The organism is Phenylobacterium sp. (genome assembly GCF_030697925.1).
Lineage (GTDB): Bacteria > Pseudomonadota > Alphaproteobacteria > Caulobacterales > Caulobacteraceae > Phenylobacterium.
The window spans coordinates 1-15,831 of record NZ_JAUYOJ010000069.1 but is presented as its reverse complement, the minus strand read 5'-3'; the positions used below and the strand labels follow the sequence as shown (position 1 = coordinate 15,831).

At 63.5% G+C, this 15,831-nt stretch carries 12 protein-coding genes and 2 pseudogenes; 11 read left to right on the top strand and 3 right to left on the bottom strand.

All coding sequences use genetic code 11. The features are described 5' to 3' along the window. Positions 1-26: 26 nt before the first annotated feature. The 5 genes from Q8Q88_RS06830 to Q8Q88_RS06810 all read left to right on the top strand — a co-directional run bounded on the left by Q8Q88_RS06830 (position 27) and on the right by Q8Q88_RS06810 (position 4,697). Positions 27-815 (top strand): ABC transporter permease, encoded by a 789-nt coding sequence (locus tag Q8Q88_RS06830; RefSeq protein ID WP_305674450.1) that lies wholly within the window; start codon positions 27-29, stop codon positions 813-815. Between the two features lie 79 nt (positions 816-894). After that, positions 895-1,617 (top strand): ABC transporter ATP-binding protein, encoded by a 723-nt coding sequence (locus Q8Q88_RS06825; protein WP_305674449.1) that lies wholly within the window; start codon positions 895-897, stop codon positions 1,615-1,617. Positions 1,618-1,759: 142 nt separating this feature from the next. Next, on the top strand, positions 1,760-2,455 hold the full coding sequence (locus Q8Q88_RS06820; RefSeq protein WP_305674448.1) for a hypothetical protein: 696 nt from the start codon (positions 1,760-1,762) through the stop codon (positions 2,453-2,455). A gap of 118 nt (positions 2,456-2,573) precedes the next feature. Further along, on the top strand, positions 2,574-3,494 hold the full coding sequence (locus tag Q8Q88_RS06815; protein ID WP_305674447.1) for a sugar nucleotide-binding protein: 921 nt from the start codon (positions 2,574-2,576) through the stop codon (positions 3,492-3,494). Between the two features lie 75 nt (positions 3,495-3,569). Next, on the top strand, positions 3,570-4,697 hold the full coding sequence (locus Q8Q88_RS06810; RefSeq protein ID WP_305674446.1) for a class I SAM-dependent methyltransferase: 1,128 nt from the start codon (positions 3,570-3,572) through the stop codon (positions 4,695-4,697). 6 nt (positions 4,698-4,703) lie between these two features. Here Q8Q88_RS06810 and Q8Q88_RS06805 read toward each other — a convergent pair whose 3' ends face one another. After that, positions 4,704-6,623, bottom strand: a complete 1,920-nt coding sequence (locus Q8Q88_RS06805) for a hypothetical protein (protein WP_305674445.1) — start codon at positions 6,621-6,623, stop codon at positions 4,704-4,706. A 119-nt stretch (positions 6,624-6,742) separates the two neighbouring features. On the opposite strand from Q8Q88_RS06805, the gene Q8Q88_RS06800 reads away from it, so the two are divergent. After that, a complete protein-coding gene (locus tag Q8Q88_RS06800) occupies positions 6,743-7,573 on the top strand; it encodes a phytanoyl-CoA dioxygenase family protein (RefSeq protein ID WP_305674444.1) in 831 nt (276 codons plus the stop codon). Continuing rightward, on the top strand, positions 7,570-9,627 hold the full coding sequence (locus Q8Q88_RS06795) for an FkbM family methyltransferase (protein ID WP_305674443.1): 2,058 nt from the start codon (positions 7,570-7,572) through the stop codon (positions 9,625-9,627). The genes Q8Q88_RS06800 and Q8Q88_RS06795 overlap by 4 nt, the downstream gene beginning before the upstream one ends. A gap of 39 nt (positions 9,628-9,666) precedes the next feature. On the opposite strand, the gene Q8Q88_RS06790 is transcribed toward Q8Q88_RS06795, so the two are convergent. Continuing rightward, the gene (locus Q8Q88_RS06790; RefSeq protein WP_305674442.1) at positions 9,667-11,088 is read right to left on the bottom strand and encodes a PfkB family carbohydrate kinase; all 1,422 of its coding nucleotides are present in this window, start codon (positions 11,086-11,088) and stop codon (positions 9,667-9,669) included. Between the two features lie 259 nt (positions 11,089-11,347). On the opposite strand from Q8Q88_RS06790, the gene Q8Q88_RS06785 reads away from it, so the two are divergent. From Q8Q88_RS06785 to Q8Q88_RS24710, 3 genes and pseudogenes are all read left to right on the top strand, one after another. After that, positions 11,348-12,028, top strand: coding sequence for a bifunctional 2-polyprenyl-6-hydroxyphenol methylase/3-demethylubiquinol 3-O-methyltransferase UbiG (locus Q8Q88_RS06785; protein WP_305674441.1), 681 nt, complete (start codon positions 11,348-11,350; stop codon positions 12,026-12,028). Between the two features lie 200 nt (positions 12,029-12,228). Continuing rightward, positions 12,229-13,260: a hypothetical protein gene (locus Q8Q88_RS06780; RefSeq protein ID WP_305674440.1), complete on the top strand. Its 1,032-nt coding sequence runs from the start codon at positions 12,229-12,231 to the stop codon at positions 13,258-13,260. 176 nt (positions 13,261-13,436) lie between these two features. Continuing rightward, positions 13,437-13,607: pseudogene (locus Q8Q88_RS24710) on the top strand (PLP-dependent transferase); the annotation flags it as partial. A 216-nt stretch (positions 13,608-13,823) separates the two neighbouring features. On the opposite strand, the pseudogene Q8Q88_RS24705 reads toward Q8Q88_RS24710, so the two are convergent. Beyond that, positions 13,824-14,114, bottom strand: a pseudogene (locus Q8Q88_RS24705) (PhzF family phenazine biosynthesis protein); the annotation flags it as partial. An 822-nt stretch (positions 14,115-14,936) separates the two neighbouring features. Between Q8Q88_RS24705 and Q8Q88_RS06770 the strand changes: the two are divergent. After that, on the top strand, positions 14,937-15,831 hold an 895-nt coding region (locus Q8Q88_RS06770; protein WP_305674438.1), incomplete at its 3' end, for a type IV secretory system conjugative DNA transfer family protein.

Genomic DNA, 15,831 nt, shown 5'->3' with positions numbered 1-15,831 from the left:
CCGCCCATTCTACGAGAGCACCTGCCGTGGCCGCGCACACTCTTCAGAACAGCCTGCATGAAATATTGCGCGCGCTCATGTCCTGGCGGATCTGGGGAATAGCCGCCATGGATGATATCGCCGGACGGTATCGGCGAACGATCCTTGGGCCCCTGTGGATCACCCTGGGCCAGGCCGGCTTCATCGCGGGCCTCTATCTCTTGAGAGAGAAGTTCGCCGCGAGCAACCCGCACTACCTGACCTATCTCGCTGCCAGCCTACCGACGTGGGGGCTGCTTGCCTCATTCGTCGTCGACGGGAGCAATTCCCTGGTCAAGGCCAAGGGATTCATCGACGCCTATCCCATACCCATGGCTATCCACAGCGTCAGATCCGTCGCGGCCTCCTACGTGAACTATGCGCACCTTCTGGTGGTCTATGTCGTCGTGGCGGCATTCGAGGGGACTATTCACGTCGCTCTCGTGGGCGTCGCGCCGGGCCTGCTGATCACGATGGTCTTTGGCGTGGGCGCCGCGCTCCTTTTGGGTCCCCTCGGCGCCCGATTCCGAGACCTTGGACCGGCCTCGGCCATGGGCGCGGGCCTGATGTTCGTGTTGACCCCCGTCTTCTGGGTCCCGGGTCGCCAACAGATCGAGTCGCCGCTCGTCATGTACAATCCATTCTATTATCTGCTCGAGGTCGTTCGGGCGCCGCTGATCGGAGAGGCCGTCGCGCCGCTCGTGTGGCTGATCGCGTCGCTCATCGCGCTTGCCACCCTGACCGCGGGCCTCATCGTGTACGTCAGGATGCGTCCTCAGGTCGTCTATTGGCTTTGACCCCACGCTTCTTCAACCGAAAGGCCGACGAGCACCAATGGCGAGTCTAGAGTTACGGAACGTGCGAGCCGCTTACCCCGTGATCGTCTCCGCATCGCAGCGGTCCGCCTTTGCTGCGGCCGCGAGTTCGATGAGTTTCGGTCGGCTCGGCGGCGGCTCCAGCACCACGCAGTATGTCCTAGCGGTGAACGGGGTCTCGCTGCACCTCCGCCATGGCCAGCGCCTGGGCCTGATGGGCCGAAACGGCTCCGGAAAGAGCACGCTCCTGCGCCTCATGGCCGGGATCATTCAACCGACCGCGGGGGAGCGGCATGTCGTGGGCTCCGTGGGCTGTGTCCTCGGCGGGTTCGGATTGGACTCGGACAGGACCGGATTGCAGAACATGAAGCTCATCGCGCGGCTGCACGGTCTGAACGGACCGGCGCTCAAGGGGGCTGTCGACGACGCCGTCGAATTTTGCGAACTCGGCCCCTATCTGGAGCTTCCGGTTCGGACCTACTCGTCAGGGATGCTTGGCCGGTTGAGCTACGCCATGGCCACGGCGAATCAGGCTGATATCATGCTGATCGACGAAGGGATTGGGGCGGGCGACAACAAGTTCATCGATAAGGCGGTTCGGCGGGCGAAGCAGATCTGCAGCCACTCAGGAATCAGCGTCGTGGCAAGCCACTCTGATCACATTCTACGCGGCTTCAGCGACATCGGGCTTTGGATTGACGCCGGTGAAGTCAAGTCGATTGGACCGATCGATGACGTAATCGCCGCCTACACCAAGTTTCTACAGTCAATCGGGGAAATATAACGGCGCCTCAGGGCAGAAACCCTCAACCGCGCGCGCTCTTTGATAGCTTATGTCATGAAAGGGATTGGTTCTTGACAGACTTCGGAGCCTTAATCTACGGCAGACGCTCGGACCTGTCTTAACTTCGCTCGGAGCAGCTGCAATGCGTTCGATCCTCTGCCAGGCGCCCCTTCTTGGACTGCGGCTGGGCGCTCTCGCGGCGGCTCTCGGACTGGCGAGCTGTGGCCCCTTGTCGCCACCTAAGGACGGCGCCGAAAAGGGGGCAACGCAGGAGGCTCCGAAGACGGCGCGTGCGGCGCAGGTGGCCGATGTGCAGCAGCTCTCGGTCATGGGCTTGCCCGCCCCTCTGAAATGGGACCTCGCCGAAGGCGTCATGGCTGGCTTGGCCGACGGCGAGGGCGTCGCAAGCGGCTCAACCGCGCTCCAGATCAGTCCGACCCCCGACGCCAGCCTTCACCGGGTCGGGTTCAGCGGGTCCTATGGACCTGGGACTTACCGCGTGACGGTCTGGGTGAAGGCCTCAACGGGTGTCGGGCTTATTGTCGAAGGTCGCGGAAAGACGCTCGTCACACCCTCCCGGGCTGCCGACTATGGCGTGGTCCTCTTCGATCCGGAGAGCAACGCCTTGCAGCCGAGTCCCCTGGTCACCAACGAGACCCAGTTCCCCGCAGCAGCCATTGTTCAGGATGGCGACTGGAAAAAGGTTACGACCGAGCTCAACACGCGCGACGGCTGGCTGTTCTTCACTGTCGGGATGACGTCGAAGGGTCAGCACGTATTTTCCGGCCAGCCGGGCATGAAGCTGACGATCGGTGGAATTGAAGTCGCGCCCAGATGAGGCCAGGCCTGGCAAGGCTTACTCCTGGATTCGGCCTGTCTGGCGCACCGGGCGCCCATCGTCTGAACCGGCGATCAGGCGCCGCAGGGCGGACGACAGGCAGGCGGAGGACGTACGATTGAAGGCGCTGGTCCTTGGCGCTTCCGGTTTCGTCGGCCGCCGCGTGCTGGAACGCCTCGGACCAGACCGCAGTGTCGGCGCATTCGCCTCACGGCCGATTGCAGGCGGAGTTCGTTTCCTGGCCGGTCAGGACCGCTTCGCAAACGTTCTTTCGCGACTGCCGAGCGACCTTACCCATGTCTTCATCCTCTATGGCTCGATCGATCCTGAAAGGTGCGCCCGTGACTGGGATGGAACGGCGGCGATCAACATCGACAGCGTCCTGGACGTGGCCGGCGAGTGCTTCCGACAGGGGCTGACGCCGGTCTTCTTTTCAAGCGACTACGTGTTCCCAGGCAGCAGGGGCTTCTGGTCAGAAGACGACAGCCTGGCTCCGCTTACGGCCTACGGCCGCCAGAAGGCGACCGTCGAGACTTGGCTCGCGCGGCAGACGCGCCCCTGGCTGGTCGTGCGACTGTCCAAGGTCGTGAGCGATCGACAGGAACCACAGAACATCCTTTGGGAATGGGTCAGGAACATCCAGGACGGCCAGCGGATCCGTTGCGCCGCGGACCAGGTCCTCTGCCCTCTGGCGGCGGAGGATGCCGCCGGCGTGTCCGTCGGTCTCGCGGAGAGCGGCGCGACGGGACTCTTCAACGTCGCCGGTCCTGAAGCGTTCACCCGGCTCGCGCTGCTCCGCCTCCTGCTGACGCACGTGGTCGCGAGGTCGCCGGGCGCTCATGCCGACATCGTGCCGTGCAGACTGCGCGACTTGCCCTTCAGCGAAGAACGTCCGGTTGACACGTCGCTCGACATCTCGAAGCTGCAACGTGCCCTTGGCTGGCCGTTCGCCCCGATGACATCGCTCTGTTCAAGTCTTGCTTCACAGGTCTGGGGCTCCGGCGATCTGAAGGTTCCCACCTCATCCGGTGCAACCTGACGAGAACTTCCTCTCGCTCCTGTTTCGCCGGGAGCGCCCATCCACGGCACGTCGGGCGACCAACTCGGGTAGCGCATGTTCAGCTGGAAGCAGAAGACACAAACCGAAGACGTGAAGATTCCCGCCTTGCCACTGCCCGAACGCGGCGTGGGAAGCAGCTCGTCCCTGCTTGCCAGCCTGGCGGCCATCTCGGCGACCGCCGAATACCGGGCGCTCGTCGCCAAGCTCGAGCATTGGCCCCCGAACTCGCTGATTTCCTCACCCCAGCGGGCAATGCTGCACTGGTTGATCTCCGAAGCCAGAGCCCGTTGCGTGTTGGAGATTGGCACGGGCTTCGCCGGTACGACCCTGCTCCTGGCCGCCTCGATGTTGCAGGCCGGACGAGGCCGCGTCTACACGATCGACCCCTATGGGCAGGCGCGTGCGCCTCAGATCATCGCGCAGTGGCCAAGATCGCTACAAGAGATCACGGTTTTCTGGCCGAAGTTCTCCTCAGACTTCTTTGTGCCCAGCTTGGACGTCCCGCCGCTCGATCTCGTCCTGGTGGATGGCAACCACAGCTATCCGAATGTGATGCACGATCTCTTCGCCTCCTATGAAGCGCTGCGGCCGGGAGGGCTGATCGTGGTCGACAATGCCGAACAGATCGACGTGCTGGACGCCAGCCGCGACTTCGGACGGCTATCTCCCCGTGCAGAGCTCGCGCGGGCGGTCGTAACCGGGCAATCCCGGGACGGCACGCTGGGCATCGAGCTGGACGACCACCTCGAAACATTGGACACGCCAAACGGGTTCATCGTCATACGCAAGCCCGAGACCGTCTACCTGAACCGCCGGGCCATGGCCTTCCACCTGAATCAGTTCCGAGGCGGCGCCGTCGAACTTATCAAGGGCGAGCTGGTGAACGCGAACTCCCACCCGGTTCGCCTCTGCGGATCGATAAACCTTCGGCGCATCCCGAACGCGCAGGACGACGCACAGGCTTTGGACGTGGGCGAGCGGTTCGCCGCCGAGATCGCTCCCGGCCGACAGGGTTTCGAGTATCGGCCGACGCGGCTCGTGCTACCCCCTGCCCGCGACAAAGGTCGCGTCTTCCTGGAAGCAAACCTGTATACGCCCGGCGAGGAGCTCGTGCTCGGCTCCCTCGCAATCAATGGCTTCCCGGTTCAACCCGGGCGGAACTTCATGCGACCGCGCAGATGAGCGCCCTCAGGCCGGGTCATACGCTCGGGCGGTGAACACCCAAGCCGCATGCCGGCCTGATCTCCGCCGCTGCAGCGCCACGCCTGCAATCTCGCCCGCGAGCCGGACGGAAGCCTTGATGCGCGAAATCGTCCCGCCCCGCTCCACTGCCTCGGCATAACGGGCCAGGCTCCGGGCATAGCGCAGGCGACCGGCGCCGGCGAAATGGTGCGAGACCCGCTTGGCCTCCAGCGGCGCGACCGCAAAACTGAGTCGATCCCGCCCGATCCATTCCGGATCGACGTCTTCGTACACAGGATAGTGGCACAGCACGCTCAGCCGGCCGCCCGCCCTCAGGGCAGGCGCGACATTCTTCAGGATCGCCTCCAATCCACCCGCTGGGCCGCCGCGGTGGTAGATCACAACTTCGTCCACTTCCGGCTGCGGCTCGAGCAGCCACGTGCTCGCCACCAGCGGCTCCGTCCGGAATATGCGCTCGTGATCGATGGTCAGGACGCGATCTATCCAATGACCTAGGTCGGCCACGAGCAGCACCTTGTGCTGGGGGTTCTCGTCAAGGCGCGCGCGCGTGCCCCGCGCCTGATCGATCAGCGGCTGCAGCGCGGCCGCATCGGGATGGAAACGGGTGATCTGCGGCGGCTCGCCCAGGCAGCGGCGACGAAGCCAATACGCCGCACCCGCGCTTGCCGAGCCGGAGGGCCGCGCCCTGGCTCTTCTGTCATGGTCGAAGCTCGGGTGTTTGAGGGTCTGCACGGGAAGGCGCAGGCTGAGTTCGGGGGGCCAGCCCTGCGCGATCGCCTCGGGCGGGCGGCGAAGGCGCCAGGCTGCGACCCCATAGATCCAGTAGTAGTGCCCCGGGTGCGGCGCGGGCTCGCGGATCTTTCGAAGGCACGCCTCGACGAATTCCGCCGAGTCCTCGAGCACCAGCGGCAACGTCGGCGGCAGCTCCCCGGCGTGATAGACGATCGGCGCCCTGGCGATTTCGGCGTGCTCCGGCGTGCACCACTCATCCAGGCTATTCAGCCACGCCTCATCGCGTCCTGGACCGAAGTGGACGTCCGAGGCCTCCTGCCAGCGTCCCTGCAGTTCCAGCAGACAAACCTCGTCACTGTCGCCAACCACATAGATCGGCTCTCCAGGGCAAAAGGCTGGCACGAAGCTATAGTCGCAATAACCGTCGATCGCGCTGAGCGCGCGCGTCGGTCGCAAACAGAACATGAAGATCTGGAAGAACCGCGCGACGATCGTCTTCTCGTCCACCTCCCAGAAGAGATGATTTGGATACTTCGCCCAGCAGAAATCCTGGTTCACCGTCTTGGCCACCTGCATCAGGTGTGGGTGACGAAAGAGATGTTCCAGCAATTGCCGAGGCGGCGCGCGAAGCACGCCGTCCGACCCGATGGCGCTCCGCAGGATGGGTTCGACCTCCTCGGAGATCACGCGAACACTTCCTGCGAGCACCACCTTTCGACCTTCCTGGATACATCGCCGCACGTGGGTCAACGAGCCGTCGCCGATTACGAAATCGGCGTTCCAGTAGACGAAATACATATTCGTCATATCGGGGCCAAATATTCTCATGCCCCGGGTGAACGCCAACGTGAGTGTAACCGTGTAAAGCCCAGGGACTATGAGGTCATCTATGGCTTCGTAGCGAACGCTGGCATACTTGCGGATCTGCAGCACGAGGGGCAGGGTCTCGAATCTCTCGACTTCCAGAGCCTTCGTCAGAAAGACGAACTCAACGTCGCAGTCCTTTGCAAGGGCCGGCAGGTTGTTTTCGGATAGAACGGAACCAAGCCCCAACAACTCAAATCGCCGGATGTAGTCGTCCCCCCAGACTGCGATGAGTATCTTTACTGGAGGTCGTCGCTCCAGCCGCTTTGCGGCGCCTTTGCGGGCCGTTGCTCCCTGTTTGAAAACCATTAGCCCCCCCTTGCGACCGGCATTCCATACCAAAGGCTGAACCGACCGCAAGGGCGACGCTCGAGCTCGCTTGCAAGTGGCACGCAAGTTTGGTTCTCTCGCCGCGCAAAGGAGCCCCGTTGACCTACGCACTCCCTGAGAACGCCGCGACCATAGAGACGCCGCCCCTTGAGTTGCCGCGGAGGGATGCGCTGCGACATTGGTTCGACGGACCACGTTCCGAACAGAGTTTTGGAGCCGATCTCGGCCTCGGCCAAGGCCCGAGCTTCCAGCCCGCCGAGGTGCGTCGTGTGCGGGAGCTGATCAAGGCGCATATGCTGAGGACGGCCCAGGAGGTTTCGCCCCAGGCCGTAGAGATGCTGTCGCAAACAGAACTGGAACGTTTCCACGCAATCGAGGGCTACGATCATGCGCGAATGCTGTCAAAGCGCGGTCGCATTCTCCCTGCATCTTCAGTCGAAGAAATCAAAAGCATGTCGTTCTTCGGGTTTGTGCAACAGCTGTTCGGCGAGTTCCAGTTGGCCGACGAAGAAGACGTCGGGCACGAGCAGATAACATTCCGTCTGGTTCGCCCCGGCCGGCAGGAGGACGTCGGGTCGCTTCACTGTGATTCCTGGTTTTGGGATCACTACGGCACGCGGCTCGAAGACGGCATGTGTCGTGCGAAGGTCTGGGTTCCGATCTGCGTGGAGCCCGAACTGAACGGACTCAGACTGGCGCCGGGCAGCCATCGATCTCCGCGGCACTATACGGTTAAGCCTGGCCCGGGGAAGGTGGAATTTGTCCCCGGGTTTGACATCCATGAGATCGGCCTTCGGCAATACTGCGGCGATGTCGGCCAACCCATCCTGTTCAACTACCGCACTCTCCATGTCGGCGCTCTAAACAGAGGCCGAAACTCACGAATTTCTATCGAGACCACCATCCTTTACAGATCAGAGTGCAAGTGACCGGGCTGGACTCTTCATTTTTCGATTGTCGTTTTCTCTTTTCCGCGGATGATTGCGCGGGCGATCAACCCTATGCGCTGTTTGAGGACGAGCTAGCCGACCCATTCATGCATCAGCTGATGGAGGCCTGCCGCGGCGCTCCGGCGGAAGTCCACAGCGATCCGGCGTCGCTTCGCGATTCGGCGCTTCCGGTCTTCATCGCCGCGCCGGTGTGGGCGCGCCACAGCCAGGCGCTGGCTGCCGCCGGCGTCTCCGGCGAGCAGGCGCGGGTGCTCCTGTATTTCGACTACGATCCAAGCGGGTACTGGGACTTCGCCAAGGGATGCGGCGGTTCGCTCCAGCGCGTCTTCCGCAGCCGGGTGCTGGATGAGCAGGCGCTGTCCGATCTGAGGCCGTTTCTGGAGCGCTGGCTCGCCGGACGGCCGTTCGCGGGCCGGTTGACCGCCCTTGGGGGATCGTCGACCCAGGAGTACGAGCGCCTCCTTCAGGCCAATGGCGCCGCGATCGCCAGGGTTTTCGCCCACCTGGCGGACGATCGCAGTCGATCCACATATGCGCGCATACTGTTTGGGAGCATAGAGGAAATCCTGTCCTCTTTCGTGAAGACGGTCTTCGGCGGTCAGCAGTACATGGAGATCGTCGAATTCGCGCCTGGGGACCGGATCGTAAACTGCGGAGTTGGTCGAGGCTGGGAACTTCCCTACTTCATCTGCAAGCTGAATGGCGAAGGCGTCATATATAATTTCGACTGCATGATAGATTACGGGACCAGTCCCTTCGCTGAGATGCTGAAGTCGTTCGAAGGAATGATGGAGAACCGCAGAGTTCTTCTTGGCGCTTACAACGGCGAGATCGACCTCCCCGTCACCGACGCGAAGATGGTGCGCTCGAGCGAGTCCGCAATAAAGGGCGATGTCCAGAAATCCACGTTCCCTATTCGAACGCTCGATTCCCTAGACGCGGAAGGGGTTTTCACCGGCCTCGACTACCTGAAAATGGACGTGGAGGGCGGAGAGAAATACATCCTTGAAGGCGCCTTGAAGACCATCCGAAAGTACCGACCGAAGCTCGCGGTGGCGATCTATCATGAGCCCGAGCATTTTTGGGACTACCCGCAATTTCTTATCGATAACCTCGAAGATTACAGATTCTACCTGAGGCAGTATGGCTACAGCCGCTTCGAGACGTTGTTGTACGCCATCCCCAAGGAGCGAGCGGCCCAGACCGGGCATTCGGGCGTGGGGCAGTGTTTCGCGGCTGCGCACGGCGTCGAGCGGGGCCTGGTGTCGTGCTACCTCTACGACCGCGAGCCGCGCAGCCACTACCAGGGACCCATCCGGGTGCTCAGCCGATTTGAGGGCCGCTCCTGGAGCGGAGGCGACCTGGAAAGCGCGCCACGAATGGAGGCCGATATCGTGGTCGCTGTCTGGGAACAGGGCCCGACCGCCTATTTTGCGACCCGCCACTGCTTTGACGATGGGAATACCCGACTCAGCTTCGGGCGCTCAACCGACGACCCTTTGAAGATCGAATGGCTTGAAGCCATGGGCTGCGCCACCGGCTCCGTGGTCCTGCCGGTCTGGGGTATGAACGATGTTCTGGGCGTCGCCGTGTGTGAGCCAACCCTGCACATGGGCGTTGGAGCCTGGGATTCCCGTTCGCGTACGTTCGAGTGGAAAGCCGCACTCGCCTGCCCTGGCCGGCCAGTGCTTGTGCGGGCGCTCTCGCACGAGCCGGCCTACGAGGCCTATGCGCTGATGGCGGACGAGACGTCGCTGCTCTACTTCCAGTTCGATGACCAGGGGGTCCGCACGGGGGTGGAAACCGTGCTGCCGCTGCCCACGGGCGGGAAGATACGTGGCGTGGTTCGCGCGAAGCGCCACGACGGAGGCGCCTTGGTCTATGAGGCTGTCTTCGCCATCGGCAGAGACGATTCGGACGTCGTCGACCTGTTCGTAGCCGGCCCTTCCTGGGAGCCCATCGGATCGCTCGAAGTCGACCGGACCGCACAGCTCGTTCCCATCATCGAGCTTGGTCCTCAGACGGATTCCTAGGCCAAGACTAGGAAGTCCTTGCCGCCCGAGAGGCGCCGGCTAGCCATCGAGCCACTCGATCTCGGCCACCAGATCGCTCCTGGTCAGGGGCGAGTTGCCGATCCGGGAGACCTGGCAGGCCGCCGCCAGTGCGCCCAGATAGGTGCTCTGCCAGAAGTTGACGCCTGCCCGGAGGCTTAGGGCCGTGGCCATGAAGAGCGAATCTCCGGCCCCCGCGACGTCCCGAGGCGAGACGTTGAACGCCGGCAGGAGATCTGCGCGATATTCGCCGCCGTCGGGCCCGTAGGCCAACAGGCCTTCTTCGGCGAGGGTGATCACCACCTGCTTGGCCCGCGCCTTCTTCTGCAGCTCCTGGGCGATGACCGCCAATCCCGATTGGAAGTCCTGGAGCGCCAGCCGCGCCTCCCGTTCCGTGGGCGTGATCAGGTCCATTCCCTTGAAGCGTGAAATATCGGCCAGTTGGGAGGAGGCTTGGCTGTCCGCGGCCATCACCACGCCGCGGGCGCTGGCCATCCCGATCAAGGCGTTAACGAGAGGCTGCGGAAGGCATCCGTAGTTGAAATCGGAGAACAGCAACAAATCCGCCCGGTCGAGGCGCTCTCTTACGGCCTCCATCATGGCCGCGGTCAGCTCTTGATCAATAGGGTGCTGGCGCAGGTGGTTGACGCGCAGCAGCGTCTTTCCCTTGGCCCGATACCGTCGCTTGTGGGTCGTGGGTCGCGTGACGTCCTGGAGCAGATGAGTATCCACGCCGAGGTCATCCAGCAATCGTGCTGCAAAGCGGCCCTGTTCATCCGCACCGACGACCGAGACGAACGATACCTGCGCCCCCAGACCGCGCGCGTGCGCCGCGACGATGCCGGCGCCGCCTACAAAAGTCGTCTCCTCCACCGGCGTCACGACGAGAGTCGGGTCCTCCTGGGACATGCCGAGCGGATCGCAGTTGACGTAGGTGTCGACGATGAGGTCGCCGACGACCACCACCCGCATGCCCTCGAGGGCTCCAAGCGCCGCCTTCAGGTCGCTGAGGTCGAACCCGTGCCGCTTCGGAAAGTCACCCGGCTTTCGAATGGTGGAAAAGCCCGCCTCCGATCCACCCAGTAGCGCCTGAGGCGACAGGCGTACCTCGCCCGAACTGAACAGGAGCTTTCCACCATAGCGCTCGACCACCGCATTCTCGACGTTCAGGCGGCTTTCATGCTCCTTGCCCTTGATCACGACCTCAGGTTTGAGCCGTTCGAGGACCTCCGGCAGCGAGCTTTCAAGAATGAACGCTTCGTCCACCATATCCAGCGAGCGCACCGCCGCCAGCCGGTCTTCCTGGGCGCCGAACGCCCCCGGCGTTCCATTCGGATTGACCCCGACGACGAGCCTATCCGCGCTCTCCGCGGCGAACTTCAGCAGCCGGAAATGGCCCGGATGTAACACGCTGAAGTTGCCCGAGACGAAAGCGGTGCGCACGCGTGGAGACCGGGCGGGGTTGTGATCGCCGCTGGGGGCAGGAGCCAAAACAAGCTACTCGTTTCTATGCGCAGGCCCGGAGAGCCGGAGGCGGTCGCGCGGCGTGCCCGCAGCTTAGACTAGGTGAGTTGGGCTTAGGCAAGACCGTCGGTGCGCAGGGCTGTTCATGCGAGCGACCCGCGGCGCTCCCGCTCGTCTTGACCCCCTCGCCAAGCTTGGAATAGACCACCTGCCAAGCATGCCGAACCGAGGCCCCAATATGTCTGCAGACGGCCCCAAGGATCCCGCCAACTGGCTCGGATACGCTGTGCAGGAGCAGATCGGAGAGACGCGATTCGGCGTTCTGAAGAACTGGGAGTGGTACGACGATCCCAAGCGCATCCTCTTCTCGATGTCGCGCTATAAGTTCGTTGCAAAGATGTTCACTGGTCGAAGAAGCGTTCTTGAGGTCGGGTGCGGAGACGGCTTCAATGCTCCAATCGTTCGCCAAGCGGTCGAGAAGCTGACGATTACGGACTTCGATCCTCTCTTTATCGCAGATGCGAAGTCACGGGTCCGCGACCGCTGGCCCTACGATGCAGTCGTAGTCGACGTGCTGAAGGACGAATTTCCCGGCAGGTACGACGGCATCTACTCGCTCGACATGCTCGAACACATCGATTCGGCTCAAGAACAGATCGTCCTGCAGAAGGTGGTTCGGGCCCTAACCGACGATGGGGCCGTGATCATAGGCATGCCCTCGTTGGAGAGTCAGGCGTACGCCTCGGAGCCCAGCAGGCTTGGGCATATAAACTGCAAGAGTGGTCCGGACTTGGAGGCCCTGATGAAGAAGTATTTCCACAACGTGTTCATGTTCTCCATGAACGACGAACTGGTCCACACCGGGTACCACAAGATGGCGCATTACCTGATCGCTCTGGCGTGCCAGAAGAAGAACTAAGCAAGATTGCCAAGGTTCTCCAACGGACGGCGCTGAAGACTGCAAAAACCCTCCTCCTCGATGGACGAAGGGAGCAGATGGCTTGAGCCGTGCGTTAGGCGAGCATCGAATCTCTACTTGGCCGGCTGTTGGTGAAGTCAGTGGCCGCATGCTCCCGCCTGGGGCGTCGGCCGGGCTGAAACGCACTGGGGGACCCACGGATGCTGGAACTCGCTTTCGACTCTGGGGTGGCAGATCCCGACGTCGCGGTGCGTGAGCGGGCGCGCCTTGAGGGCGCACTTGCGGCCGCACTCGCCGCAGAAGAAGGCGGCGCTGCGGCCGGCGTCGCGGCCCTGTTGGCGGCGATCGGCCTGCGGCCTGGGTTGATGAACGAGTCCTATTTCGCCGAGGCGCTCGCCTTCCACCTCGCCCAGACGTACGCCCATCTTGGACGATCAAAGGAGATGGTCGATTGCATCGAACGGTCCGGCACACTGCCAGCGGACGGCGGGGACCTCTTGTATCCAGACCACGTCGCCCGTTCGCTCGGCCTATTTGAGCATCGCGAAGCGGCGCGAGTCCGAGGCGTGCCGGCGTTCCTGATCGCCTCCATGCCGCGCGCCGCGAGCACCAGCCTCACGCAGTCCCTGGCGCGGAGCCTGGATATGCCGGTGCTCCGAGTGAGTCTCGGCCACTTCCCGCACTGCATGCTGGCGCCAAGCTGGCTCAACAGCGCCAGCCCGGGCGGCGCCGTGCTCCACGACCACTTCGGCGCCACGCCGGAGAACCTGGCGACCCTTAGGAGCTGTGGCGTGAGCGAAGTGTTCGTGCTGGTGCGCGATCCGAGAGCCGCCGCCGCCTCCGTGGTCGATTTCGGGACTAGTAGGCTTGATCAGCCGATCGACGACGCCCAATGGACGGCAAACGTGTTGGACACCTATCGACATCTCTTTATCCCGTGGCTCGAAGGATGGATCGCTGCAGCAAACACCGGCGATCTACGTGTTCGCTGGATCCAGTCGCGGCTCGTACGGACGGACCTCCACCTGGTCTGGCGAGAAATGCTGTCAGCTCTTGCGCCGCTTTATCCGTCATTGAATTCGAAACTGGATCTCCCGCCAGCCGAGGTGCGGGTCAACTTCGTCCATGGACTGGATGATCGCTGGCGTTGTCGCGTCGGTGAGCGCGTACGCGAAGAGATGTGGGCGGCGCTGTCGCCGGCGGCGATCGAACTGCTGGAGTTGGAACCCTGACTTGGGAACGCAGACCGGGATAATGCGGGGGCCCGCTACTCGCGGGCCCGTCGCCGTCCGCCTCACTCGGACTGAACGTCTAGGGTGAATACTCGATCAACTGCTTGAATGCATTTCGCATTCCTGCGATCACGGGTGCCAGTTCCACGCGATGGTGGGCGGCTCGGTTGGCCATAGTGAGATTTCTCGAACAACAGCCGGTCGTCACAACGGTGCACTATCCCGAATTGGAGTTGCACACGGGGCATGAGATCGCGTCGCGTCAGATGCGAGCCTTCGCAGGCATGCTCTCGTACGAGGTCCGTGGCGGCCGCGAACATGCGATGGCAGTCGCGGGCGCACTTCGGATCTTCACTCGCGCCACCAGTCTTTGCGGAAACCACGGCCTCGTCGAGCATCGCGCGTCCGTAGAGGGGCCGGGGAGCATGGCTCCGGACTCGTTGCTTATGGGCAGGCGGCGCACTAAAGATACCTGCGATTTCCGGCGGTGGAGCGTCCATCGCCTCTGGCGGCAGGCGAGGAATGTCGAGCCGGTATCCGCCAGGCCCTTTCGATACGCGCAGTTCTCCGACCCGCGTATGAAAGACGAAGGGCGGCTCCGCCTTCACCTTGGTCAGCAAGACATGCGCCGTCGCAAGGGTGGTATGGCCGCAGAAATTAACGTCATGCGCCGGGGCGAACCAGCGCAAATCCCATGCCCCATCGGGCCGGGCTTTGACAAAGGCTGTCTCGGCGAGATTGTTCTCCTGCGCAATCGCAAGCATCAGGTCATCCGGCAGCCTGTCGTCAAGTACGAGAACGGCTGCGGGATTTCCGGAGAATAGCCGGTCGCTAAAGGCATCGACCTGATACATGCGCATTGAGGCAACCCATTGCTCTAGGCGGCTGACACAAGCGCAGACCGCAGCGCGAATGCCAGCCCGCGAAGTACCTACTCCCGACCACCTTCTCGCTCGTCTGTCCCCGATGGGCGCGGCGCACATCAGCCTCACGGGCGACTATGTGTGGAGCGAGGCGGCGATCGTCGCGGGCGACAGGCCCCCCTGGTTGCAGTTTGCCTGGAACCCGCGTTGCCATAGTAGGTTTCCACTTGCCCTCGATGCGAGGTCAGATCCCGCGTCCCCGTTCTTCGGAACTGGCTTCGACGCGGGCGGTCCCCGACGCTGCGAGCACCTTGCCGTGCGAACGCCCGCAGGGCGCCGCCTGGATCGCGCCCAGGCACGTCGTAGTCGCGCAGCTGTGGCGACCGGGCCGGCTGAGCCGTCACGGCGAGCGCGCTGACGCCCGCCAGTCGAAGCAACGTCGCGTTCATCGACAAAACCCCCTCAGGACGCCCCTTGTGGCGCGTTTCTGAAGTCGAGGACGTGCCGCTTCGTCGGCGCCCACGGCCGTGGGCGGTGGAAAATTGCGGTGGCCCGCGCCGCGACCGTGCGCATCGCGGGCCTGGGCTGGCGCTGCGTCATTCGCGGTAGACGGGCGCGCCCGCCGGCAGGTGGCCGAGGTCCGCGCGTCTCGACCGACATGCGTTCGCGTTTCATCAGCGACGCGGACGCCTTCCAAACACTTGCGCCTGTCGTTGCGCGCTACGGCTGCCGATCCCGCGACCGCGAGCGTACCGCCCTTGCCGGTCGCCGGGTCCGACACCGACTTTGGCGCATGGGCGGAAGGGGTTTGGCATGCCGGCGACGAAGATTCTCTGGGGCCAGGTCCTGATCGTTCTCGGGATCGTGGTCGCCACCACCTGGGGCGCGACGCAGTGGACGGCGGCGCAACTGGCCTATCAGACACAGCTTGGGCCGCCCTGGCTGACGGTCCACGGCTACCGCCTCTATCCGCCGCCCGCCTTCTTCTGGTGGTGGTTCGCCTATGACGCCTATGCGCCCAGGATCTTCCTGCGCGGCGCCTATGTCGCCGCCTCCGGCGGAATTCTTGCTGTCGTCGTCGCCATCGCCCTGTCGGTCTGGCGCGCGCGGGAGGCCAGTCAAGTCGCGACCTACGGCTCGGCGCGTTGGGCAAGCAGCGCGGAAGTCCGGGCTGCGGGGCATCTGGGACCCGACGGCGTCGTGCTGGGCAAGCTCGGCGGCGCCTATCTGCGCCATAACGGACCCGAGCATGTGCTGTGCTTCGCCCCGACCCGATCGGGCAAGGGGGTGGGCCTGGTGGTGCCTTCGCTCCTGACCTGGCCGGGCTCGGCGATCGTCCACGACATCAAGGGCGAGAACTGGGGGTTGACCGCCGGTTTCCGGGCACGTTTGGGCCGCGTGCTGCTGTTCGATCCGACCAACCGGGATTCAGCAGCCTACAATCCGCTGCTCGAGGTTCGACGCGGCGAATGGGAGGTGCGCGACGTCCAGAACGTCGCCGACGTGCTGGTCGATCCGGAGGGCTCGCTCGACAAGCGCAACCACTGGGAAAAGACCAGCCATTCATTGCTGGTCGGCGCCATCCTGCATGTCCTCTACGCCGAGCCCGACAAGACCCTGGCCGGCGTGGCGGCGTTCCTGTCGGACCCGAAACGGCCGATCGAGGCGACCTTGAGCGCCATGATGCGCACCCCGCATCTGGGCGCGG

What these genes read in the sequence shown, in the direction of transcription:
- Q8Q88_RS06805 (WP_305674445.1), bottom strand. Translation starts at nt 6,623, where the DNA reads ATGGTTTTCAAACAGGGAGCAACGGCCCGCAAAGGCGCCGCAAAGCGG.
- Q8Q88_RS06810 (WP_305674446.1), top strand. Translation starts at nt 3,570, where the DNA reads ATGTTCAGCTGGAAGCAGAAGACACAAACCGAAGACGTGAAGATTCCC.
- Q8Q88_RS06780 (WP_305674440.1), top strand. Translation starts at nt 12,229, where the DNA reads ATGCTGGAACTCGCTTTCGACTCTGGGGTGGCAGATCCCGACGTCGCG.
- Q8Q88_RS06820 (WP_305674448.1), top strand. Translation starts at nt 1,760, where the DNA reads ATGCGTTCGATCCTCTGCCAGGCGCCCCTTCTTGGACTGCGGCTGGGC.
- Q8Q88_RS06785 (WP_305674441.1), top strand. Translation starts at nt 11,348, where the DNA reads ATGTCTGCAGACGGCCCCAAGGATCCCGCCAACTGGCTCGGATACGCT.